General features: G+C 72.6%; 21 protein-coding genes, 1 pseudogene and 1 riboswitch. Of the genes and pseudogenes, 7 read left to right on the top strand and 15 right to left on the bottom strand.

What is annotated here, in order from left to right; translation table 11 throughout:
• Window positions 1-3: 3 nt before the first annotated feature.
• The 6 genes and pseudogenes from AB0L34_RS24310 to AB0L34_RS24335 form a co-directional block, all read left to right on the top strand.
• A pseudogene (locus AB0L34_RS24310) lies at window positions 4-48 on the top strand (hypothetical protein); the annotation flags it as partial.
• Between the two features lie 35 nt (window positions 49-83).
• A complete protein-coding gene (locus AB0L34_RS24315; protein ID WP_363706863.1) occupies window positions 84-284 on the top strand; it encodes a hypothetical protein in 201 nt (66 codons plus the stop codon).
• A gap of 23 nt (window positions 285-307) precedes the next feature.
• Window positions 308-1,990, top strand: a complete 1,683-nt coding sequence (locus AB0L34_RS24320; protein WP_363706830.1) for a kelch repeat-containing protein — start codon at window positions 308-310, stop codon at window positions 1,988-1,990.
• Window positions 1,991-2,379: 389 nt separating this feature from the next.
• Complete coding sequence (locus AB0L34_RS24325) at window positions 2,380-3,312, top strand: hypothetical protein (protein ID WP_363706832.1); 933 nt, start codon at window positions 2,380-2,382, stop codon at window positions 3,310-3,312.
• Window positions 3,313-3,340: 28 nt separating this feature from the next.
• Window positions 3,341-3,910, top strand: coding sequence for a hypothetical protein (locus AB0L34_RS24330; protein WP_363706833.1), 570 nt, complete (start codon window positions 3,341-3,343; stop codon window positions 3,908-3,910).
• A 60-nt stretch (window positions 3,911-3,970) separates the two neighbouring features.
• Window positions 3,971-4,534 carry a GNAT family N-acetyltransferase gene (locus AB0L34_RS24335; protein WP_363706835.1) on the top strand — a complete coding sequence of 188 codons (564 nt, stop codon included), beginning with the start codon at window positions 3,971-3,973 and terminating at the stop codon, window positions 4,532-4,534.
• Between the two features lie 33 nt (window positions 4,535-4,567).
• Here AB0L34_RS24335 and AB0L34_RS24340 read toward each other — a convergent pair whose 3' ends face one another.
• The 15 genes from AB0L34_RS24340 to AB0L34_RS24410 form a co-directional block, all read right to left on the bottom strand.
• Complete coding sequence (locus tag AB0L34_RS24340; RefSeq protein WP_363706837.1) at window positions 4,568-6,142, bottom strand: FMN-binding glutamate synthase family protein; 1,575 nt, start codon at window positions 6,140-6,142, stop codon at window positions 4,568-4,570.
• Window positions 6,143-6,250: 108 nt separating this feature from the next.
• Window positions 6,251-7,471 carry a GAF domain-containing SpoIIE family protein phosphatase gene (locus AB0L34_RS24345; protein WP_363706839.1) on the bottom strand — a complete coding sequence of 407 codons (1,221 nt, stop codon included), beginning with the start codon at window positions 7,469-7,471 and terminating at the stop codon, window positions 6,251-6,253.
• Between the two features lie 174 nt (window positions 7,472-7,645).
• Complete coding sequence (locus tag AB0L34_RS24350; protein ID WP_363706841.1) at window positions 7,646-9,202, bottom strand: amylo-alpha-1,6-glucosidase; 1,557 nt, start codon at window positions 9,200-9,202, stop codon at window positions 7,646-7,648.
• A complete protein-coding gene (locus AB0L34_RS24355) occupies window positions 9,085-9,795 on the bottom strand; it encodes a glycogen debranching N-terminal domain-containing protein (RefSeq protein WP_363706843.1) in 711 nt (236 codons plus the stop codon). Before AB0L34_RS24355 ends, AB0L34_RS24350 begins: the two co-directional genes overlap by 118 nt.
• Before the next feature lie 304 nt (window positions 9,796-10,099).
• A complete protein-coding gene (locus AB0L34_RS24360; RefSeq protein ID WP_357454622.1) occupies window positions 10,100-10,513 on the bottom strand; it encodes a VOC family protein in 414 nt (137 codons plus the stop codon).
• Between the two features lie 119 nt (window positions 10,514-10,632).
• Complete coding sequence (locus AB0L34_RS24365) at window positions 10,633-11,763, bottom strand: N-acetylmuramoyl-L-alanine amidase (protein WP_363706845.1); 1,131 nt, start codon at window positions 11,761-11,763, stop codon at window positions 10,633-10,635.
• A 545-nt stretch (window positions 11,764-12,308) separates the two neighbouring features.
• Window positions 12,309-13,046 (bottom strand): amino acid ABC transporter ATP-binding protein, encoded by a 738-nt coding sequence (locus tag AB0L34_RS24370; protein ID WP_357454770.1) that lies wholly within the window; start codon window positions 13,044-13,046, stop codon window positions 12,309-12,311.
• Window positions 13,047-13,048: 2 nt separating this feature from the next.
• Window positions 13,049-13,834, bottom strand: coding sequence for an amino acid ABC transporter permease (locus AB0L34_RS24375; RefSeq protein WP_363706847.1), 786 nt, complete (start codon window positions 13,832-13,834; stop codon window positions 13,049-13,051).
• A 41-nt stretch (window positions 13,835-13,875) separates the two neighbouring features.
• Window positions 13,876-14,730 carry an ABC transporter substrate-binding protein gene (locus AB0L34_RS24380; RefSeq protein ID WP_363706849.1) on the bottom strand — a complete coding sequence of 285 codons (855 nt, stop codon included), beginning with the start codon at window positions 14,728-14,730 and terminating at the stop codon, window positions 13,876-13,878.
• Window positions 14,731-14,993: 263 nt separating this feature from the next.
• Window positions 14,994-15,105, bottom strand: a riboswitch (SAM riboswitch).
• Between the two features lie 186 nt (window positions 15,106-15,291).
• Complete coding sequence (locus AB0L34_RS24385; protein WP_363706851.1) at window positions 15,292-15,534, bottom strand: hypothetical protein; 243 nt, start codon at window positions 15,532-15,534, stop codon at window positions 15,292-15,294.
• A complete protein-coding gene (locus tag AB0L34_RS24390) occupies window positions 15,486-15,686 on the bottom strand; it encodes a hypothetical protein (RefSeq protein ID WP_363706853.1) in 201 nt (66 codons plus the stop codon). The genes AB0L34_RS24385 and AB0L34_RS24390 overlap by 49 nt, the downstream gene beginning before the upstream one ends.
• Window positions 15,687-15,924: 238 nt before the next feature.
• A complete protein-coding gene (locus AB0L34_RS24395; RefSeq protein WP_363706855.1) occupies window positions 15,925-18,153 on the bottom strand; it encodes a S8 family peptidase in 2,229 nt (742 codons plus the stop codon).
• 81 nt (window positions 18,154-18,234) lie between these two features.
• Entirely contained in the window at window positions 18,235-18,984 is a 750-nt protein-coding gene (locus AB0L34_RS24400; RefSeq protein WP_363706857.1) for a hypothetical protein, read from the bottom strand.
• A 143-nt stretch (window positions 18,985-19,127) separates the two neighbouring features.
• The gene (locus AB0L34_RS24405) at window positions 19,128-19,988 is read right to left on the bottom strand and encodes a peptidoglycan-binding protein (RefSeq protein ID WP_363706859.1); all 861 of its coding nucleotides are present in this window, start codon (window positions 19,986-19,988) and stop codon (window positions 19,128-19,130) included.
• A gap of 2 nt (window positions 19,989-19,990) precedes the next feature.
• The gene (locus tag AB0L34_RS24410; protein ID WP_350679578.1) at window positions 19,991-20,116 is read right to left on the bottom strand and encodes a hypothetical protein; all 126 of its coding nucleotides are present in this window, start codon (window positions 20,114-20,116) and stop codon (window positions 19,991-19,993) included.
• A 518-nt stretch (window positions 20,117-20,634) separates the two neighbouring features.
• On the opposite strand from AB0L34_RS24410, the gene AB0L34_RS24415 reads away from it, so the two are divergent.
• Window positions 20,635-20,967 carry a DUF3892 domain-containing protein gene (locus AB0L34_RS24415; protein WP_363706861.1) on the top strand — a complete coding sequence of 111 codons (333 nt, stop codon included), beginning with the start codon at window positions 20,635-20,637 and terminating at the stop codon, window positions 20,965-20,967.
• The last annotated feature ends 243 nt before the right edge of the window (window positions 20,968-21,210 follow it).

Raw genomic sequence — 21,210 nt, forward strand, 5'->3', positions numbered from 1 at the left:
GGGATGCTCTCCCTCGCGGTGCGGGACATCCCGGTCGGCGTCGCGTACGCCATGTGGTCCGGGCTCGGCACGGCCGCGATCGTGTGGAGATCGGCTCGGCCGCCCGCAAGAGCGGCGCCGAGGGCAAGGCCGTCGTCTGGCTGCCGGTCGCCGGCAAGCCCGACGTCCGCATCATCGCCAGCAAGGACGGCTTCACCTCGGCCGTCATGACCGTCCACGTCACGCAGGGCGCGGCCAGGGCGGAGCTGACGCTGAAGCCGGCGGGCGGGTGTTCGGCCCGATGAAGACCGCACAGATAGGAACTGTCATGAAACCCCTCACGCGGGCGGGGACCGCCCTCGCCCTGGTCGCGCTACTGTCCACGGCGTCGAGCGCGTACGCCGCGTCGCCGGACATCGTGGTCTCTCCCGGCGAACTGACCGTGACTCATCCGATGGGCGAGGCCAGCCAGGCCACCTTCACCGTCACCAACTCCTCGGCCACGGCCAGGCGCGTCACCGTGTCCGAAGCGACCGGCACCTTCACGATCCAGGGAGCCGCCGAGGTTCAGGGCGCTGCCGCCGTACCGGCGAAGGTCGTCCCGACGCAGGGCGGCTGGCACCGGCTCGCGGACCCCGAGACAACGGCCCAGCCAGGGGCGATGGTGGAGGCCGCGGCCGCGCCGTGGGCGGACGTGGCGGCGTACCCCATCCCGATCATGGACAACCTGACGGCCGTCCACGAGGGCAAGGTGTACTCCGTCGCCGGAGTCACCGGGAGCGCCATGACCGCCGCGGGCTACGCCTACGACCCGGCTACCCAGGCATGGGCCGCGATCGCGCCGCTCTCCAGGCCGAGGGAAAAGCCCACGGGCGCCTTCGTCGGCGGCAAGCTGTACGTCGTCGGTGGCTGGGCAGACACCGGCGGCACGGCCATGGACGTCGAGGTGTTCGACCCGGCGACGGGCGCATGGAGTAAGGCAGCGCCGAATCCCGAGCCGCTGGCCGCCTCGGCCGCGGCGGTCGTAGACGACAAGCTGTACGTCGTCGGCGGCTGCGACGACCGCTACTGCGGCAAGACCACCGTCCAGTCCTACGACCCCAAGACCGACGCGTGGACGGCCAAGGCGGCCTACCCGCAGGAGATCTCCTGGCTGTCGTGCGGCGCGATCGCCGGGAAGATCTACTGCGCGGGCGGGCTCAGCGACGGCGCGGGAGTCACCGCAAACCTGCATGCGTACAACCCGGCCACCGACAGCTGGAGCGCCCTGGCGCCCATGCCCACCGCACTGTGGGGCTCGGGCTACGCCGCTGCGGGCGGCCAGCTGCTCGTCTCCGGCGGTTCCACCGCCGAAGGCCTGACCAACGTGGGTTTCCGGTTCGACCCGCAGACCTCCAGCTGGACGTCGCTGCCCAACTCCAGCCAGCTTCTGCGGCGGGGCGGCAGCGCGTGCGGCTTCTACCGGGTCGGCGGTTCGACCGGCGACTTCGCCGGCGTAACGGCGGCTGAGGTGCTTCCTGGCTACGACGCGTGCGGCGACGACGTGCCCTGGCTGTCGGCCGACCCCGCCCAGTTCGACCTGCAGCCCGGGCAGACCCGGACGGTGACCGTCACCATGGACAGCGCGGGAGTGGCCCAGCCCGGCACTTTCACCGCGGCGTTCAGGATCGGCACCGACGCCGGCGACCTGGTCGACCCGGTGAAGGTGACGATGATCGTCGAGGCGCCCGCCCGCTTCGGCAAGCTCAGCGGCGTGGTGACCAGGGCCTCGTGCGCGGGTGGCACGCCTCTGGAGGGTGCCACGGTGGTGGTCACCTCAGGCGACGTCACGGAGGTGCTGAAGACCGGCCCCGACGGCGGCTACGCGCTCTGGCTGGACAAGCACCAGAGCCCGGTCACCGTAATCGCCAGCAGCGACGGCTGGCGCGCGGACACCGCCGACGTCAAGATCAAGAAGGGCGTGGGCGCCACCGCGTCCTTCAGGCTGAACCCGTACCCGGCCTGCCGGTAACCCTCAGCCTGCTCGGGGTGCCCGGGGACCAGCCAGTCGGCCTCCCCGGGCACCCAACCTGCCCCAGCGCCGGCGGTGCTGAGCGTGGACGACGTCGCCCTGCGCCGCGGGAGGCACCCCGCCGTCGTCGCTGTGGTCAGGACATGTCGGGCCGCCGGTCCTGGTCCAGATAGACCACGCAGGAAACACGGCGGGCACCTGCACCGGAAGCCGCTCGGGCCGGCGCAGGGACTGGGTGCACAAGGTCGCCACCGTCCTCGCCGCACCACCGAAGTCCGCCCACCCCGGGTGAAGAACGTCCTGGCCGAGATCTGCAACGCCGAGCTGTCAGGCCGGAGCTGGCACGTCGGTCACGAGTCCCGCCTTCGGGCCGGTTACCGTCCTGCGCCATGACGCAATTTCGGGTGCGATCCCGGTACCGGGACGGGCTTGTGCTGGCCTACGAGATTCCTGTCGGCTCAGCGCCGGTGTCGGACGTGGTGCCCGCAGCGACCTTTCCCGTTGGGGCGCACATGGAGTTGGACGACCATGCCGTAGCGCCCGACCTGAGCCGCGCGGTGTACGCGATGCCCGACCACGTGACGTGTATCGACCGTGCCGGACGGCGGCTGTGGCAGCGCGACTTCATCCCCGCCGCGGCACCGTGGTTCGCCCATAGCTGCTGCGCCTACTCCTTGGACGGAATGATCGTGTGGGTGTTCCGACCTGACGCGACGGCGCGCGGCACCGGCGCCGATCAGTGGTTGGCCGTCGACGCGGGTACCGGCCGGGTGATGGCGCAGGTGGACTTGTGTTCGGCCGGCCACGGGGGCAGGCACTTCACCCATCCGGACGGTAGGCACATGCTGCTGAACGTGGGGGAGGGGCAGGATGGCTCGCTGATCTACCGGGGCCGCTTCGAGAACGGTCGGATCGAGCTGACCGAGTATCCGTGGCCGGATCGGGTCCTTGTCGACGTAGCGCCGGACGGCCGCCATTTCATGACCGTGGACCACGATCAGCAGGACGCCGCTTTCCATGCGTATCCCGACGGCGCAGTCGTCGCGCGAGTGACGGCGGAGTCGCTCGGCCATGATCCCGACGGCGTGTTCGTCGAGTGGGTTGGCGGCTACCTCGGCGACGACACCGCCGTTGTGACCGTCATCGGCGAGGCCGACGATGAGGAGGAGTGGTTCGAGCGGTACATCGTCGACCCGCGAACCGGCGAGGTCCGAGGGCAGCTGGCCCCGTTGTCTGCTGAACAGTACGACTTCGAACCGCTCGGCGACGGCTCTTGGCTCACCACCGCCGACGACCATCGGCTTCAGCGCCATGCCCGTTGACGGAGCGAGCCGCCCGGCGGTTGATAGCGTGATCGTCGTGGCGGAGCTGGAAGAGCTGGTCCTGACCCCCGGCGAGCGGGTCCGGGGGGTCCGGGTCGACAGTGTGATGTTCACGATGGACTGGACCGGTGAGGATCACCCAGGCCAGCTGGCGGCGTTCGTGGCTGGTCGGGTACGGGCCTTCGGGGCGGAGCCGACAGACGTCGACACCAACGTCCTCTACCACGCGGTCGAGGCCGACCCGACTCTGCGCCGCGGTGATTTCCCGGTCCGCCAGCTCGATCATCTGTCCGGTGTGCTGGCAGATCTCGGCTGCACGCTCGTGGTGCGGGACAACGGCACCGACACCTACGAGGTACTGGTCGCGCTGACCGGTGAGCGTGAGTTGACCGGGTTGATGCACCAGGGCCTCCCGGTGCGGGCCTGGGGCTCGGAACCCGAAGAGACCCTGGTCAGCCTGGACTGCCCGAACTGCTCGGAGATGCTGGTCTGGCAACTGTCGGCGACCCAGACCCTGGCCGACGAGCGCTGCGATTGTGGAGCCGCGTTGTTCGACGCCACTGGCCGCCCACTGCCCAACGTCACTCTCCACGACTGAGCCGCTCAGTGCCTCTGGCCTACGGCGCAAATTCGGGGCCGGATCCCGTACGCTCCGGCCGTGTTCACTCCGATTCGCGCGCGCCGGCTCACCCTCCGGCCGGTCACGATGGACGACCTCGACGACGTGTACGCGTACCAGCGCCGGCCCGACGTGTGCCGCTGGATGCTCGGCAACGAGCCGCGCAGCCGCGAGCAGTCGCGGGAGTCGGTGGCGACGATGACCCGCGAGGACGGGCTGCGTGCCGAGGGCGACATCCTGACCTTGGCCGCCGAGTGGGACGGGCGGGTGACCGGAACCGTCGAGCTGGTCTGGCGGAGCCAGGCCGACCGCACCGCCGAGATCGGGTACGTCTTCAACCCGGAGTTCGCAGGCCGGGGGCTGGCCACCGAGGCCGTGGTGGCGCTGCTGGGATGGGGCTTCGAGGAGTTCGGCCTGCACCGCGTCTACGGCCGGTGCCACGCCGGCAACGAGGCGTCGGCCCGGCTGATGACCCGGCTCGGGATGCGGTGCGAGGCGCGGCATGTCGAGAGCTACCTGTTCCGCGGCGAGTGGGCCGACCGGCTCGTGTTCGCGATGTTGGCCCGGGAGTGGCTGTCGCGATCGGCGGCGCTCCCTGGTTGACGTAGGAGCCCATGACGCGCAGCTGACAGGCGATCACGGCATCGCGGTCGGCGAGGGCGGGGCGCTGCCGCCCCGCGGTGCCTCCGCCGTCATCAGGCGTACGATCTCCGCCCGGTCGGCGGCGGACGGCAGACCCCAGCCGGGACGGTACCCGTACACCTCGTGCAGCGGGTGGGAGGCGGTGCGGCCGTCGAGGACCTCGATGGCGTCGGTGTCGATCAGACCCGGATGCTCGACGCCGCACGCCTCGGCGACCTTGACCAGGTCCCGCCGCAGCGTCCTGATGTAGTTGGCCGCGCGGACCGACTTCCGGGTCGGGTCGAGGCCCCGGGCGAGCCACGGGTTCTGCGTGGCGACGCCGGTGGGGCACGTGTCGGTGTGGCACTTCTGGGCCTGGATGCAGCCGATCGCCAGCATCGCCTCCCGGCCGACGTTGACCATGTCGCAGCCGAGCGCGAACGCCACCACGGCGTTGTCGGGCAGGCCGAGCTTGCCGGCGCCCACGAAGACCACCTGCTCGTGCAGGTCGCGTTCCGCGAAGACCTTGTAGACCCGGGTGAAGCCCTGCTGGAACGGCAGCGACACCGAGTCGGTGAAGATCAACGGCGCGGCGCCGGTGCCGCCCTCGCCGCCGTCGACGGTGACGAAGTCGACCCCGCGCCCGGTGTCGCGCATCAGGGTGGCCAGCTCCTCCCAGAAGCCGAGGTCGCCCACCGCGGACTTGATGCCCACCGGCAGGCCGGTCTCGGCGGCGAGCAGCTCCACCCAGTCGAGCAGGCTGTCGCAGTCGGAGAACTCGGCGTGCCGGGACGGGCTCACGCAGTCCCGCCCCGGCGCGATGCCCCGGGTCGCGGCGATCTCCGCGGAGACCTTGGCGGCCGGCAGCAGGCCACCGAGGCTGGGCTTGGCGCCCTGGCTGAGCTTGACCTCCAGCGCCCGTACGGGCGCCCCGGCGACGAGGTCCCTGAGCCGGTCGAGGCTGAACCGGCCCTGCTCGTCCCGGCAGCCGAAGTACGCCGTGCCGATCTGGAAGACCAGGTCACCGCCCTTGCGGTGGTACGGGGACAGCCCACCCTCGCCGGTGTTCTGCAGGCAGCCCGCCAGCGCCGCGCCCCGGTTGAGGGCCTCCACGGCGTTGCCGGAGAGCGAGCCGAAGCTCATCCCGGAGATGTTCACCACCGACTCGGGCCGGAAGGCGTGGGCCCGGCCCCGGGCGGCGCCGAGCACCTTCGCGCACGGCAGCCGCACGTCGTGTCCGGCACCCGGAGTGGACGGCGGTACGGCGCGGCCGAAGGTGCGGTGCTTGATGATCGGATAGCCGGGGGTGAACTCGATGTCGTTGTCGGTGCCGAAGCCGAAGTAGTTGTTCTGCTGCTTCGCCGACGCGTACACCCAGCGGCGCTGGTCGCGGGTGAACGGGCGTTCCTCGTTGTTGCCCGCGACGATGTACTGGCGCAGCTCCGGCCCGATCGACTCGAGCAGGTAGCGGGCCCGGCCGAGGACCGGGAAGTTGCGCAGCAACGCGTGGTCGCGCTGGATCAGGTCGCGCGCGGCGAGGGCCGTGACGGCGGCGACGGCGGCGGGTACGGCTCGACTTGCCCACTTCATGCCCGCCACTCTTTCCGCGATCGCCCTCCGCCAAACGGGCCGGCGGGGCGGACCCGGCCAGCCCCGTGCCGCCGGCTGACCCCCGGCGCGCCCCCTCCGGCTACCGGATCAGCCGTGCGTCGGCTGCCGACGGACGACCAGCAGGGCGATGTCGTCGGTCGGTTGCTCGACGCCGAGGGCCGCCATGACGGTCCGGCAGACCTCCTCGGGAGGGTCCGGCCGGACCGCGTCGACGAGCTGCTGGACACCGACGTCGATGACCTCGTCGCGGCGTTCGACGAGCCCGTCGGTGAAGCAGGCCAGCACGGCCCCCGGCGGAAGATCCACCTCGGTCTGCCGGCGGGCGGCCGGTCGGCGACCCGTGCCGAGCGGAGGGTCGACGTGGACCGGGACCAGGGCGCCCGGCCGGCCCGGCACGGCGAGGACGGGTTGCAGGTGCCCGGCGGTGGAGATCCGGATCCTGCTCCGGTCGGGGGAGACCATGACGTAGAGGGCCGTGGTCAGGCTGCCGGCCTCGAAGTGGGAGACCTTCCGGTCCAGCAGTGTCAACGCCTCCGCCGGATCGTCGCAGACCAGCGCGTACGCGCGCAGCGCGCTACGGACGCGCCCCATCACCACGGCCGACTGCAGGCCGTGCCCCGACACGTCGCCGATCACCAGCCCCAGCCAGCCCGACGGCAGGCTGAACACGTCGTACCAGTCCCCGCCGACGCCGGCGACGTGACCGGGCACGTACCGGGCGGCCATGGCCAGACCGGGCACCTCGGGCAGTTGGTTGGGCAGCAGGCTGCGCTGCAGGGCGAGGGCGGCGGTCTGTGCCAGGTTGTTCGCCCGGGCGAAATGGGCCAGGCTCGCCCGGTCGGCGACCAGCTCCAGCAGGCGGACGTCGTCCGCGGTGAACCGGCGGTGACGCAGCGTGCCGACGTGCAGCACGCCGATGAGCTCACCACGGGCGAATATCGGCACGCCCAGCAGCGACGTCAGGCCCATCGCCAGCAGGATGGGGTTGACCACCGTGCCGGGCGTGACCTCCTCGACGACCACCGGCTGTCGGGTCAGCGCGATCCGGCCGGCGAAACCCCGGCCGACCGAGACGCGGAAACCTCGCCGGACCTCCTCCTCGAGACCCTTGGCGGCGGTGGCCACGAGCTGCTGGGCGTGCGCGTCCAGCAGCAGGATGGCCGCGGTGTCGACGCCGAGCAGATCCCGGACGCGATCGAGCAGCTCGTCGAAGAGGTCGGCCGCGTCGAGCCGGGACAGGGCAGCGTCGGTCACCGCCTCGAGACGGCGTAACCGCTCGTCGTCCTGGATGAGCCCCGCGTCGGCCACGACAGGATCCTAGTCCCGCTGGCTGGTTCCGCCGCTATCAGACCTGCGCCGACAGCAGCGCGTACGGTGCGGGGACGCCGGTCGGGCGGTGACGACCGCGAGGTTCGTCACGAACCGGGCCCGTCCGGGCGTTTCGAGCGGGCGGCGGCGCCGGCGGCCCCGATCCGCGGCCGGTCAGGGGCGGTGCCGGCGGGCGGACATCGCCTGGAGCGTGGGCCGACGCACCACCGCGATCCGGTCGCCGCGGGCGCGCAGCGACGTACGCCCGCCGCGTCCACGCCGGACGGTCAGGTCGACGGTGCGCCCGCCGACCTGCACGCCCTCGAGGACGAGGTCCGGCAGCCACTCGGGCAGGTGCGGGTCGACGAAGATCGTCCGCAGCGGCGCGGCCGGGCGCAGCGCCAGCAGCGCCTGGATGAGCGCGACGACCGCGCTGGCGGACCACGCCTGCGGGGAGCACGAGTTCGGGTAGACGCCGGGGTGCGGGTGCGCGTCGTCGCGCGGCAGGCCGCTGAGCACCTCCGGCAGGCGGTGCTCGGTGAAGAGCGCCGCCGCGGCGAACATCCCCTCGGCGAGCCGGTGCAGGTGCTCCCAGCAGCCGTACCGGGCCAGCCCGAGGCCGATCGTGCCCGCCTCCACCGGCCAGACGCTGCCCCGGTGGTAACTGAACGGGTTGTACGCCGGGTGCGCCGACGACAGGGTGCGCACCCCCCAGCCGCTGAACATGTCGTCGGCCAGCAGGCGGTCGGCGACCAGGGGAGCGAGCCGGGCCGGCACGATCCCGGTGGCGAGCAGGTGACCGTCGTTGGAGTTGACCGAACGCACCTGCCGCTTGTCCGGGTCGAGCGCCATGGCGTGACAGCCCCGCTCGGGCATCCAGTAGGCGCGGTGGAAGCGGCGACGAAGGACGGTGGCCCGGCTGACCAGCCGGGCGCCGAGCGCGGGGTGACCGGCCGCGGCGAACACCACGGCGGCGTGCCGCAGCGCGGCGTACCAGTACGCCTGCAGCTCGCTGGTCGCGATCGGGTTGGGCACCACCTCGCCGTGCTCGTCGACGATCGCGGTGTCGGAGTCCTTCCAGCCCTGGTTCTTCAGCCCGGCCCGGGACCGGCAGTGGTATTCGAGGAAGCCGTCCCGGTCGGGGTCGCCGTACCGGTCGATCCAGTCCAGGGCGCGGCGCGCGACCGGCAGCAGGTCCCGCACCGTGTCGAGATCCCCCGTCCACGCGAAGTACTGCCCGAGGAAGATCAGCAGGTCCGGCGCGGTCGACCAGTCGCCGTAGTAGCCGCTGAACGGGTCGAGCCCGAGCGCGGACACCGGGCCCCGGCGGGCCTCGTGCAACGGCTTGCCGGGCTCCTCGTCGCGCCAGTCGTCGATGCGCCGCCCGAGGTGGCCGGCGTTGAGCCGCAGGCTGTCCGCCAGCATCGTCGGCCCGGCGAGCAGGGCCTGCCACGACGCGGTCATCGTGTCGCGGCCGAAGATCTCCTGGTAGATCGGCAGGCCGGCCATCGGCGCCGTCGGCCCGGCCGGCTCGCCCAGCGGCAGCACCGCCAGGTCGTCGACCGCGCACCGCCAGGCCGCCGTGACGTCGAAGTTGCTGCTGCTCAGCCGGGTCAGTTCCCGGGCGAGGTGGGCGCGGGCGCGGGCCGCGTCGTCGTCCGGCTCGGCGAAGGTCGGCGGCGGCGCGGCGAGACGCCGTCCCTCGAAGACCGGCTCGACCACGAGTTCCACCCGGCCCGACCCCGGGGCGGCACCGCGACCGCGACCAGGACGGCGTCGTCCACGTACCGGACGGGCGAATCCGCGTGTACGCCGATCGCCACCGCCCGGTCGAGGCCGTCGCACCGGTAGGTCAGGCGCAGCTCGCGGTCGTCGGGGTGCCAGCTCGCGTCGACCGCGCCCGACTGCACCCGGCGGCCGGACTCGGCCTCGCTGGTGTCGGCGAAGTCGGCGGCGAGATCGATCCGCAGTTCCAGTTCCAGCGGCTCCGGGGCGTAGCTGACCACGGTCAGCCGGGTGCGCAGCCCCTCGCCGACGAAGCGCTCCACCAGGAGGTAGGCCGCGCGGGAGGGCAGTGCCTCACCGTCGCCGAGTGCGGCGTACGAGAGCTGGGCGTGGCCGGCGACGTTGGCCGTGCTGAACGGCACCGGCTCGCAGCCGTCCACGGCGAGGCGCTCCGTGCTGAGCACCCGGGTGTTGTGCGCGAAGAAGCCCTGCGGGCCGGCGCCGGTGATCCGGCCGCGCACGTCGGTGACCAGCGTGCTCCAGCCGCTCGCCACGTAGAGCAGATCCGGTCGGACCCGCAGGTTCCGGACGCCGCTCATCGGCCCGGCGGCCGGCGCGGCCTCGGCGTCCGGGGCCGCCGCCGGCGCGGCCCCCGGCAGCCGGAGGGGGCCCCGGCGGGGCGGGCGGCAGGCGGGTGCGGCGGCGTCGCGCTGCCGGCAGGGGTCCCGGCGGCCGGCGCGGCCGGCGGCGTCGACGGCATCGGTGCACCCCCTGACCGGCGGCTGGCGGGCCCGGGCGCGCCGGTGCGGCGCGCCGCGGACCCGTCGGACAGCGGTCGGTACCCGGTCGCGTCGCCGCTACACCTCCGGCCGGCCCGCCGGGCCGCGGGAGCGCTCCCCGGGATCAGCCCTGGGGCTGGCCGATGTCCACCATCCAGCTGGTGCCGAAGCGGTCGACGCACATGCCGAACTCGTCGCCCCACATCTGCTTCTCCAGCGGCATGGTCACCGTGCCGCCGTCGGCGAGCTTCTCCCAGTAGCCGCGCAGCTCGTCGGCGTCGTCGCCGCTGAGGCTGACGGCGACGTTGTTGCCCGGGTTGTGTTCCATCCCCGGCGCGGTGTCCGAGGCCATCAGGGTGTAGCCCCGGTCGGTCTGCAACATCGCGTGCATGATCTTGTCGGCCAGCGCGGGATCGTCGGTGCCGAACTCGCCGAAGGTGCTCATCGACAGCGAGCCGCCGAACACACGCTGGTAGAACTCCATCGCCTCCCGTGCGGTGCCCGGGAAGCTGATGTACGGGTTGAGCCGAGACGCCACAGCACCCTCCTCCGGTCGTGATGGCGTCATCGTCGCAGATCAGGGGCCGGGTGGGGGCGAGGCGCGCCCGCGTTCCGCGGCCCGTGGGAGCGGCAGGCCGTCCCACGGGCCGCGGGCGGTCAGTGCCGGAAGGAGTGGCGCACGACGCCGCCGACGAGGACGCACCACGTGTTGGTGGTGAGCTTGCCGTCGCGGGGCAGGCCGTGCAGCGCCTGGAGGTCCTGGACGGCCTTCTTGGTGGCGTGGTCGTACTCACCGGTGACGGCGACGTCCGCCCACCCCTTGAAGTTGAGCATGAACTGGGCGGCGCTGACCGGGATGCCGGCGGCGTCCTTGTCGAGCTCCGGCGCCAGCGTCTCCCAGGTCGGCGCGGTAAGGGTGGCGTCGACGTCGACCGGGATGCCGTTGCGGTACTGCCAGTCCTGCACGGCCGCGACGGTGGCGGCGTCGAAGACGCTGTTGACCGGCACGGTGTAGCCGCGGTGGGTCAGCAGGTACTGCACGACCCGCACCGACGGCGAGCCGACGAACCGCCACAGGTCCGGCCAGCGGCGGGCCGGCACGTCCGCCAGGTCGGTGTCGAGGGCCTCGAACACCCGGCGGCGCAGGACGGGGAACTGGCGGTAGAAGGCGGCGCCGGGGCACTGCGTGGTGCGGAAGTCCCAGTGCCCGAAGATGTCGTGGGCGTGCAGACCGTACTGCCGGCAGATGGTCGTGCAGAGCTTGACCAGCGAGTCCAGCAACGCCTCCGGCGGCGTCTCGGTGACGTACGTGCCCTCGTTCTCGATGCCGATCGCCCGGCCGTTCTCGCCCGGGCAGTGCGCCGAGATCATCTGCCGGTCGCCGGCCTGCAGCCGCTCCAGGCTGCCCCGGCGCCCCTCCATGACGTATCCACCGCGACTGACGGTGAAGTGCTGGCCGGTGTCGGACCAGCGGTTGCCGTCCATGTGCAGGTCCTGGCAGTCGCGGGCCAGCTTGATCGCCTGCGCCTCGGAGTAGTCGGTGACGTTCGGGAACGCCATGTGGTGCACGATGATCTTGTTGGTGGGGATGGCGCTGACCGACAGCGGGTCCGCCGGCGGACGCGCGCCCCACTCGTCGCAGCTGTAGATCCAGTCCAGGTCGGCGCCGGGGTCCGCCTGCGCGGCGGCCGGGAAGGCGAGTTCGCTTCCGACGACCGCGACCGCGGCGGCGCCGAGGCCGGCCCGCAGCAGGGTCCGACGGTCCAGTTCGGAGTGGTCGAGGTGCATGGCATCTCCTGTGCGGCCGGGTCGGGGGTGGGAAGGGGGTGCGTGAAAGGAAACTCCAGTGGCCGCCTGTGTTGTGGAAGATATTGCCCAGACCTCCGCCGCTGGTCAATAAGGAGTCGTCTGGGTGACCGTCCGTGCCGAGGTTGAGGATCACGGGCAGCGACGCGCAGGTGGCCGTGGGTCGTCGGGTTCTCCGACACCAGGGGTCCCGGCCGGTGGACGAGCCGGCTGCCCGGACCGCCGACAGCGCGGACCGCCAGGGGGCGTCACCAGGCAGCGCAGACCGGTACGGGCGGGTCAGCGGCGTGGACCGGCGTCCGGCCATCCTCCGACAGGGACGCTTCGCCGACGGTCGGGTGATCGGGTCGCACCGAGCGGGGGGACTACGGCACCGCGCGTCCGTACGTCGTCGGGCTCACCGACGGTCAGGCGGTCACGCTGGCGACGAGGTGTTCGGCCGTGCCCCTGACCGCCTCTCCGTCGGATCCACGACTGTCTGGCGTCCCGCGCCTACCTGGTCCTCCCCGGTGGGGCGCCGCGGCGGGTCAGAGCACCTGGGAGAGGAAGCGGCGCAGCCGGGGGTGCTCCGCCCCCTCGAAGATCGCGGCCGGCTCGCCGGCCTCCAACACCACGCCGCGATCCATGAACGCGACGGTGTCGGCGACCTCGCGGGCGAAGCCCATCTCGTGGGTGACCACCACCATCGTCATGCCGCCGGCGGACAGCTCGGCCATCAGCCCCAGCACCCCCTTGACCAGCTCCGGGTCCAGAGCCGAGGTCGCCTCGTCGAAGAGCATCACCTGCGGCCGCAACGCCAGCGCGCGGGCGATCGCGACCCGCTGCTGCTGCCCGCCCGACAGGTGCGCCGGCCGGGCGTCGGCCTTGGCCGCGAGCCCCACCAGCTCCAGGTGGTCGCGGGCGACCGCCGCCGCCTCGTCCTCACCAAGCTTCCTGATCCGGCGCAGCGCGAGGGTGATGTTGCGTAGCACGCTCATGTGCGGGAAGAGGTTGAACTGCTGGAAGACCATGCCGACCCGCTGCCGCAGGGCGTCCGGGTCGTCGCCCAGCACGCTGCGCCCGTCGAGCAGCACGTCGCCCCGGTCGGGCTCGATGAGCCGGTTGATGGCGCGCAGGAGCGTGGACTTGCCCGAGCCGGACGGGCCGATCACGCAGGCCGTCGCGCCCCGCGCGACGTCCAGGTCCACGCCGCGCAGCACCCGGTGCGACCCGAAGGCCAGGTGCACGTCGCGGACGCTCAGGCTCACCGAGGTCGTCGTGTCGATGCTCATCGCTGGTTTCCTCCCGCCGGGCCCGGCAGCGCCAGGTCGAGGTCGTCGTCGGCGTCGGCGTCGGCGGGCGCGGCGGCCTGCCGGCCGTGCCGCAGCCGCCGGTCGATCCAGTTCACGACGTGGGTCAGCGGCACGGTCAGCGCCAGGTAGAACAGGCCGGCCAGCAGCAGCGCCGACTGGTTGCCGGTGTTCGCCGCGTAGTCCTGCCCGATCCGGAACAGCTCCCGCTGGCTGGCCAGCAGGCCGAGGAAGTAGACCAGGCTGGAGTCCTTGATCAGCGCGATCAGCTGGTTCACCCAGGCCGGCAGCACCCGGCGGATGCCCTGCGGCACGATCACCAGGCGCATCGCCTCGCCCCAGGACAGGCCCAGCGCCCGGGCCCCCTCCAACTGGGCGGCCTCCACCGACTGGATGCCGGAGCGGAAGATCTCGCCGATGTAGGCCGCCGCGATCAGCGACAGCGCCAGGATGCCCAGGGGATACGGGTTGGGGCCCCACACCTCCATGCCCAGCGGCGCCAGACCGACGCCGATGAGCAGGATGGTCGCCGCGGCCGGCAGGCCGCGGAACACGTCGGTGTAGACCCGCGCCGGCCAGCGCAACCATCGGGTACGCGAGATGCCGGCGACGGCCAGCCCCATGCCCAGCACCGAGCCGAGCAGGGCGGCGGAGATCGCGAGGATCAGCGTGTTGGGCAGCCCGACCGTCAGCATCTCGGGCAGCGCCTCGCGCATGGAGTCCCAGTCGAAGAAGGTCTCCCACAGGGTGCTCAACGGATCCATCGTGTTCTCCTACCGTCCCGCTCGCTCGTCGTCAGTACGTGTCAGGAGGCGGCCGAGGCCGACGGCACCGGGACGGTGCCGCTGCCCGGCTTGAAGTCGGCGGGGATCGGGCGGCCCGGGTAGTACTGGGCCTGCAGGCGGCTCCACGTGCCGTCGGCGATCACCTCGTCGAGGCCCTTGTTCAGCGCCTCGCGCAGCTTGTCGTTGCCCTTGGCGAAGGCGTACGCCGTCGGGGCCGGGCTGAGCAGCTTCCCCGCCACCTTGATCTTGCCGTTGCTGTCGGCGGCCGACTTGTCGCCGATCTCGGCGGGGGCGATCCAGGCGTCGGCGGTGCCGGCCTTGAGCTGGTTGATCGCGCCGTTGTAGTCGGGCACCCGGACCGGGTCGAGGCCCTCGCCGGTGGCGTAGTCGTCCTGGACGGTGCCCTGGACGACCACGACCCGCTTGCCGGCGAGCTGGTCGAAACCGGTGATCGAGGAATTGGCCGGCACGTCGAGCCCGAAGTAGCCGAAATCGTAGCCGTTGCCGAAGTCGACGGTCTTCCTGCGGGCCTCGGTGATGGTGATCGAGGAGCTGCCGACGTCGAACTTACGGTTGTTGACCTGCGAGAGCAGCGCGGAGAAGTCCGTCCCGACGAACTCGACCTTCAGGCCGACCTTCGCGGCGACCGCGGTGAGCAGGTCGTTGTCGAAGCCGGTGAACTTGCCGTCCTTGAGGTAGACGTTCGGCGGGGCGTCGGTGAGCGTGCCGGTGCGCAGCACCCCCGGCTGGAGCAGGTTGTACGGGTTGTCGGTCGTCTCGGACGCGTCGTCGCCGCAGGCGGTCAGGGCGGTGGCGGCGAGGACGGCGGCGACGCCGAGGGCGGCGGCGCGGGTGAGGGCGGGAAGGAATCGCACAGGTGTCTCCGAAAGGGTCTCCGGCGGCGGGCACGGGCGTGCGTCGCCGGCGGTGCGCCCGGTGGGCGTACCGCTGGGGTGGTCCTGGGAAGGGGGTCTGGTGCGTGGCTAGCGCGGGTCGCCGGGGCGACACGAGGCGCTGCAGACCCGCATCATGTCGACGTGGCGGCGCCGGGTCAACGGCGGCGGGGCCGCGGCGGGGACCGTCGGTACGCAGATGCGGAAGGACATGGCTCTCCTCGGTCGTTGCTGACCTGGGAACCAGGCCACGCTTGCACCGAAGCTGCTCCGGTGCCTGGTCTTCACCCGGGGCACCCCTGCGCGGACGAGGGTTGCCGGCCAGCGAGCCGGGGCTTGACGCTGGCGCTCATGACCTGCCGACGAGGCTAGCAGCCCCCCGTGGTGGCGCGTCCAGCCGCTATGACCACCCTCACGTGGCGCCGCCCCGCGCGAGCGGAGACGGCGCCGACCCCAGCGGCGACCCGGCGGCGAAGCGGGGCCGAGCCCGGTGGCGAACCCACGCCGAACCCGGGCCGAACCGCCGGGCTCGGTCCCGGGCGGTCATTCCTCGATCGCGCCGCCCACGCGCCGCAGGTGCTGCCGGAAGGTGTAGCCGGGGTCGGTGGCCCGGCGGGCGCGGTAGTCGGCGAACCCGGTCTGCTCGCGCAGCGTCTCGCCGGCGACGCCGGCCGCGGCCCCCTCCAGCACCGCCAGGTCGCCGACGCACGCCTCGTCCGTCCGGCCGCCGTTGTCGATCACCAGCACGTCTCCGGGGGCCGCGCCCGCGTACGCCTCCAGGAACACGTCGACGCTGCCGTGGTGGCCACCCGCCCGGCGAGGCGGTGGCCGGGGACGACCGCCCGGATCCCGGCCGGCGCCGCGCGCCGCGGCACGCCCAGCCGTACGCAGGCGTCGGCGATCAGCGGCGTGGACAGGTCGGCGAAACGCTCCGGCATGGGGTCCTCCCGGCGGTGTCCGAGGCGTGGACGGTCATCGTAGGAAGGCCGGCCCGCGCGGCGGCCAGGTCCAATCCGGACCCGCTGGCCCGGCCGACGACGATCGTGACCGCAAGGGCGGGCGCCCCCGGCGCCGGCGAAAGCCGTGCCGTGTGCGGGGCCGGCAACGGATGCCGGGGCCCCGACTGGAGTTCAGCCGGGGCCCCGGTGTGGGGGTGCGCTGGTGGCGCCGTTGCCGCTAGAGCGTCAGCGTCCAGGTGTTGAGGTAGCCGGTGTCGCCGGAGGCGGCGTCCCGCACCCGCAGCTTCCAGGTGCCGTTGCGGGCCTCGGAGGAGAGGTTGACGGTGTAGGTCTGGTTGATGTTGTCGGTCGAGCCGCCGGTGCGGTTGTGCAGGGTGTAGGCGGTGCCGTCGGGGGCGATGAGGCTGACGACGAGGTCACCGATGTAGGTGTGGACGATGTTCACGGCGACAGTGCTGGTGGCGGAGGCGTTGCCGGAGCAGCCGCTGATGGTGATCGAGCTCTCCACCGTGGTGTTGTCGCCGATGCTGACGTCGGTGCCGTTCGTGCCGGTGCAGCCCGGGGGCGTCCCGCCGACCAGGTTGAGCGTCCAGGTGTTGAGGTAGCCGGTGTCGCCGGAGGCGGCGTCCTGCACCCGCAGCTTCCAGGTGCCGTTGGCGGCCTCGCCGGAGAGGTTGACGGTGTAGGTCTGGTTGATGTTGTCGGTCGAGCTGCCGGTGCGGTTGTGCAGGGTGTAGGCGGTGCCGTCGGGGGCGATGAGGCTGACGACGAGGTCACCGATGTAGGTGTGGACGATGTTCACGGCGACGGTGCTGGTGGCGGAGGCGTTGCCGGAGCAGCCGCTGATGGTGATCGAGCTCTCCACCGTGGTGTTGTCGCCGATGCTGACGTCGGTGCCGTTGGTCTGCGAGCAGCCGGGCGGCCCGTTGACCGTCAACGTGTACGACGCGGTCTGGGTGGTGACCGTGCCGGTGCCGGTGACGGTCACCGCGTAGGTGCCCGGCGCGGTGGTGCCGGTGGTGGAGATGGTCATCGTGGCGGAGTTGCCGGAGGTGACCGACGACGGGCTGAAGCTCGCCGTGGCTCCGGCGGGCAGGCCGCTGGCGGAGAACGTCACGTTCTGCGCGCCGCCGACCGTGGTGGTGGTGCCGACGGTCGCGGTGACCGCGCTGCCCGGGTTGACCGTTCCGGAGGTCGGCGACACCGACATGGCGAAGTCCTGCGTCGGCGTGCTGATGTTGCCGATGTAGAGCAGCTTGTTCGGTGAGCCGGTGCCCGGGTTGGTGACCTTGCCGTTGGTCGCGTCGTTGACGAGCTTGTCGCGGACCTGCTGCGGGGTGTACGACGGGTTGGCGGCGAGGACCAGCGCGGCCGCACCGGCCACGTGCGGGGTGGCCATCGACGTGCCGCTGATGGTGTTGGTGGCGCTGTCGCCGGTGTGCCACGCCGAGGTGATCGACGAGCCCGGGGCGAAGATGTCCAGGCAGGTGCCGATGTTGGAGTAGTCGGCCCGGGCGTCGGTGCTGGTCGTCGCCCCCACGGTGATCGCGTTGGGGGTGCTGGCCGGCGAGACACCGCAGGCGTCGGCGGAGTAGTCGTTGCCGGCCGCGATGGCGTAGCTGACGCCGTCGGCGATGGAGGCGGTCACCGCGTCGTTGACGGCCTGGTCCTTCCCGCCGCCGAGGCTCATGTTGGCCACCGCCAGCTCGCCGGGGTCGTGGTCGCCGGTGACCCAGTCGATGCCGGCGATCACCCCGGCGTACGTGCCACTGCCCCCGCAGTCGAGGACCCGGACGCCGACCAGGGTGGCGTTCTTGGCCATGCCGTACGCGGTGCCGCCCACAGTGCCCGCGACGTGGGTGCCGTGGCCGTTGCAGTCGTCGGCCGAGCCGCCGTCGACCGAGTCGAAACCGGTGACCGCGCGGCCACCGAAGTCGCTGTGCGAGAACCGGATGCCGGTGTCGATGATGTACGCCCGGACGCCGGAGCCGCCGTTCGGGTAGGTGTAGGAGTTGTTCAACGGCAGGTCGCGCTGGTCACTGCGGTCCAGGCCCCACGACGGGGTGGGGCTCTGCGTACCGGAGATCCGTACGACGTGGTTCTGCTGGACGTACTTCACCGACGGGTCGGCGGCCAGCCGCCGGGCCTGCGCGGCGGACATCCGGGCCTCGAACCCGCGCACCGTGTGCTGGAAGGTTCGGGCGACGGTGCCGTCGTGCCGACCGGCCAGGGCGCGGGCGTTGCCCGTGACCTCGGCCCGGGTCACCGCGGTGTCCTTGAACACCACGATGTACGAGCCGGAGACCGCGGTGGCGCCGCCGGCCTGGAGGATCTGCCCCTCGGCGGGAGCGGCGGTCGCTGGGGTGCCGAACGCCACCGCGGCGGCGACCGCGGCTGTTGCGACGCCCAGACGCCAGTGGCGCCTGGACGGGCGGGGGAGTGTCATCGGTCGTCCCTCTCCTGACGCCGGATCCCGTGCGGGGGGTGGTGCAGAGATCCGGGAATGTCGATCTGGTCGGAGGTGATGCTAGACGGCGATGCATTCGAATGTATAGATGAAAGAATTTCCGCGTTTCCTGCTGATTCCACGCGGATGTGAAGGACTTGCCATGCCGACACGCCTGTTTTTTCGACCTCGGTCGAGGGCGGCGTCCCACTCGTCGAGTAGCGGCCGGGAGTCCACGTGTCGGCCCGGTCGCCGACGCTCCTGCCGGATTGTCGGCCGTGGTGTCGCGCCGCGGCGGTCACCGCTGCGGCACGCCCGGCGGCGGCTCCGGCCCGAAGTGCACCCCCGCGATCGGGCCGCCGGGCGGCAGGAGGATCTCGAGCATCCGCTGCCGCCCGTCCGACTCCTGCCCGGGGCGGTCATGGTGACGCGGGTCTCGGCGTCCGCGGCCGGTCGGGGAAGGGCGTCGTCCTCCCGTTCCGCCCGCAGGGCGACGAGGTCGGTGACCTGGTCGGCGAGCTGCCCGAGCACGGCCTCCAGACCCATGGGGTTGGTCAGGTAGAGCTGCGGCATCGTCGCCGAGAACTCCCCGACCAGCCGGTCGCCCTCGTTCTGCCGGGCCTCGATCCGGTACGGCGGCGCGGCGTCGAGCGCCTCGGTGATCGCGGCGCAGTACGCCTCGCGGGCCTTGTGGAGGAGGCCGCGCAGCCGTGGCTCGAACGGGGGGAGGTACTGGCCCGGCCGGGCGAGGTCGGCCAGTTGGCGCAGGGTCGAGCCGAGCGCCACGGTCACCGCCCAGGCCATCTCCACGCCCCGGACCCGGCGCGCCATCGCCCGCGCGGTGGGCGCCGGCGCGGCGACCGCGCCTCACCATGGACATTCCGGTCATCGATTGCGCGCCCCGGGTCGTGGGCACGACCCGGGGCGGTTCGGTACGGGTGCGGGACCGGGGCGACCCGGTTCCGCACCGCGGATCAGTAGGTGACGCGTACGCCCATCTCGGCCCAGGTGAGCCGGCCGACGATGCCGTCGTCGGTGAGCCCCCGCATCCGCTGGTACCAGCGGACCCCCGCCTCGGTCTTCGCGTCGAAGCGGGTGCCCGGCGGTCCGCACCGCCGCGCGCCGACGAACCGCTTGACGTACGCCACGTCCTCGCCGGTGCTGCCGACGCGGACCGTGCGCGACCCCGGGGCCCGGCCTGCCGGCTGCGGCGCCGGCGGCCTGGTGGCGCTGCGGAGAGCGGTCAGGGTCTTCGGTCCGACGACGGCGTCGACCGTCAGCTTCTTCGACTTCTGGAAGGTCCGGACCCAGGCGGTGGTCTTCGGCCCGAACACGCCGTCGGCGGTGAGGCGGGCGCCCAGCCGGTTGGCGAGGGTCTGCAACTCCCGCACGTCGCTGCCCTTGCAGCCCGCCTGCAGGACCCGGTCGCCGAGCTTGGCGGCCCGGGCCGTGGCGACGCCCCAGGGGCGCAGGCTGTCCTCCAGGGCCCGGGCGTGGCTGACGCTGACGTGCAGGTGCTTGGTGTGCGGGTTGGATCCGGTGTAGCGCGCGGGCCGGAAGTCGCGGGTACGGCTCCAGATCAACCGGTTGTAGATCACGTACTGGGTGGACGGGTGCTCGATGCAGTGCCGGACGACCAGCAACGGGTCGATTCCGTCGATGTCGAAGTCCGCCGCGTTGACCGAGCGGTCGTCGGCGTCCGGGTTGTGGTCGGACTTGCGGGCCTGGTGGGCCGCGTCGCCGATCCAGCCGTCGGAGGCCTTGTCCCGGTGCGGCCAGCGGGTGTTGATCTCCTCGCGCAGCACGCGCAGCGTCGGGGCCAGGTGCACGCCCATCGTCACTCCTCCTCTGCCAGCGCCGCGAGCAGGTCGTAGTCGACGGCGTCGCCGATCAGCTGCTCCGGGTCGTCGTCCTCCTCGAACGTGGCCACCAGGTACTCGGCGTCGATGCTGGCGGTGTCCACCAGTGGTCCCCCCCCCTCTTCCGAATCGTCACCCTGCCGGCCGGATCCGGTCGGCCCGGCCGCGTCGCGGTGTGCGGTACGGGCGTCGCCGCCCCGGGTCGACGGCGGGTGACTGACCTTCTCGTGGGCAACCTTCCGGATCGCGGCGGCGGGCCGGCAAGGGGAGAGTCGCCTATTGGCATCACGACTGACCGACCGGTCGGTCACCGCCGCCGGACGACGGTCGACGGTCGTCGAACGTGTCCACTTCGGCCAGGCACTCCAGTGGCCGGGGAACACGTTTGACTGATCGATCGGTCAGCCGCCGGCCGCCGAGTCGTCGACCCGGTCGGCCGGGCGGGGCAGCCGCGTGCCGCAACGGGCGAGCGCGGCCTGACGCTTCGGACCGTCCCGGCGACGGCACGGTCGGCAACGTCCGAAGGGCGACAGAGTTTCGGGGTCGGTCGTCCGTAGCCTCCGGGAACTCCCGCGCCGGATCTACCGAGGAGGGCGCGAACCGAGGGGGGACGATGGGGTGGGTGGGCCACCCGGACCTGGCCGCCCTGCGGCCGCGCTTCACCGCCCCGGCCCGGGTGCTGCTGCGCTTCGCCGACGCGCTCGGCGCGCCGCGCGACGCGGACGCGGGCGTCAGCCCGGTGTGCGGCTACCTGGTGCCGTCGTCGGTGGACCGCACGCTGGAGTTCTTCGACGACAAGGGCAACGGCTACGGGCGGCTGCGCCCCGACCCGGAGACGGTGACCGCGTGGGAGGAGGTCCGGCCCAAGCGCGGCCGGCCCTACCTGCGTACCGTCGCCGACGACGCGTCGCCGAACAACCTGGACAGCCTGCCGGAGTGCCAGCACGTCCGGTGAGGCGGCGCGCGGCGACCCGCGACGCGACGCGGACGTTCGTCGCGCCGGCCCGCCCGGCGTGGGCCCCCTCGGGGCGGGCGACGCCCGGCCCGCCCGCTGTGCCATCGTTGTCCTTCCATCAGGGACCGTCGGGGGGGGGGGGGGGCGGCGCCGCGGGCGGGGGCGCGGGGGAGGGGGGGGGGGTGGGGGTTTTGTGGGGGGCGGCCCGGGGGGGGGGGGAGCGCGGGGGAGGGGGGGGGGGCC

It is taken from the genome of Micromonospora sp. NPDC052213 (genome assembly GCF_040679695.1).
Lineage (GTDB): Bacteria > Actinomycetota > Actinomycetes > Mycobacteriales > Micromonosporaceae > Micromonospora.

What these genes read in the sequence shown, in the direction of transcription:
- AB0L34_RS24365 (WP_363706845.1), bottom strand. Translation starts at nt 11,763, where the DNA reads ATGCACCTCGACCACTCCGAACTGGACCGTCGGACCCTGCTGCGGGCC.
- AB0L34_RS24325 (WP_363706832.1), top strand. Translation starts at nt 2,380, where the DNA reads ATGACGCAATTTCGGGTGCGATCCCGGTACCGGGACGGGCTTGTGCTG.
- AB0L34_RS24390 (WP_363706853.1), bottom strand. Translation starts at nt 15,686, where the DNA reads ATGCCGGAGCGTTTCGCCGACCTGTCCACGCCGCTGATCGCCGACGCC.
- AB0L34_RS24405 (WP_363706859.1), bottom strand. Translation starts at nt 19,988, where the DNA reads ATGGGCGTGCACCTGGCCCCGACGCTGCGCGTGCTGCGCGAGGAGATC.
- AB0L34_RS24355 (WP_363706843.1), bottom strand. Translation starts at nt 9,795, where the DNA reads ATGAGCGGCGTCCGGAACCTGCGGGTCCGACCGGATCTGCTCTACGTG.
- AB0L34_RS24400 (WP_363706857.1), bottom strand. Translation starts at nt 18,984, where the DNA reads ATGGCGCGCCGGGTCCGGGGCGTGGAGATGGCCTGGGCGGTGACCGTG.
- AB0L34_RS24375 (WP_363706847.1), bottom strand. Translation starts at nt 13,834, where the DNA reads ATGGATCCGTTGAGCACCCTGTGGGAGACCTTCTTCGACTGGGACTCC.
- AB0L34_RS24395 (WP_363706855.1), bottom strand. Translation starts at nt 18,153, where the DNA reads ATGACACTCCCCCGCCCGTCCAGGCGCCACTGGCGTCTGGGCGTCGCA.
- AB0L34_RS24340 (WP_363706837.1), bottom strand. Translation starts at nt 6,142, where the DNA reads ATGAAGTGGGCAAGTCGAGCCGTACCCGCCGCCGTCGCCGCCGTCACG.
- AB0L34_RS24320 (WP_363706830.1), top strand. Translation starts at nt 308, where the DNA reads ATGAAACCCCTCACGCGGGCGGGGACCGCCCTCGCCCTGGTCGCGCTA.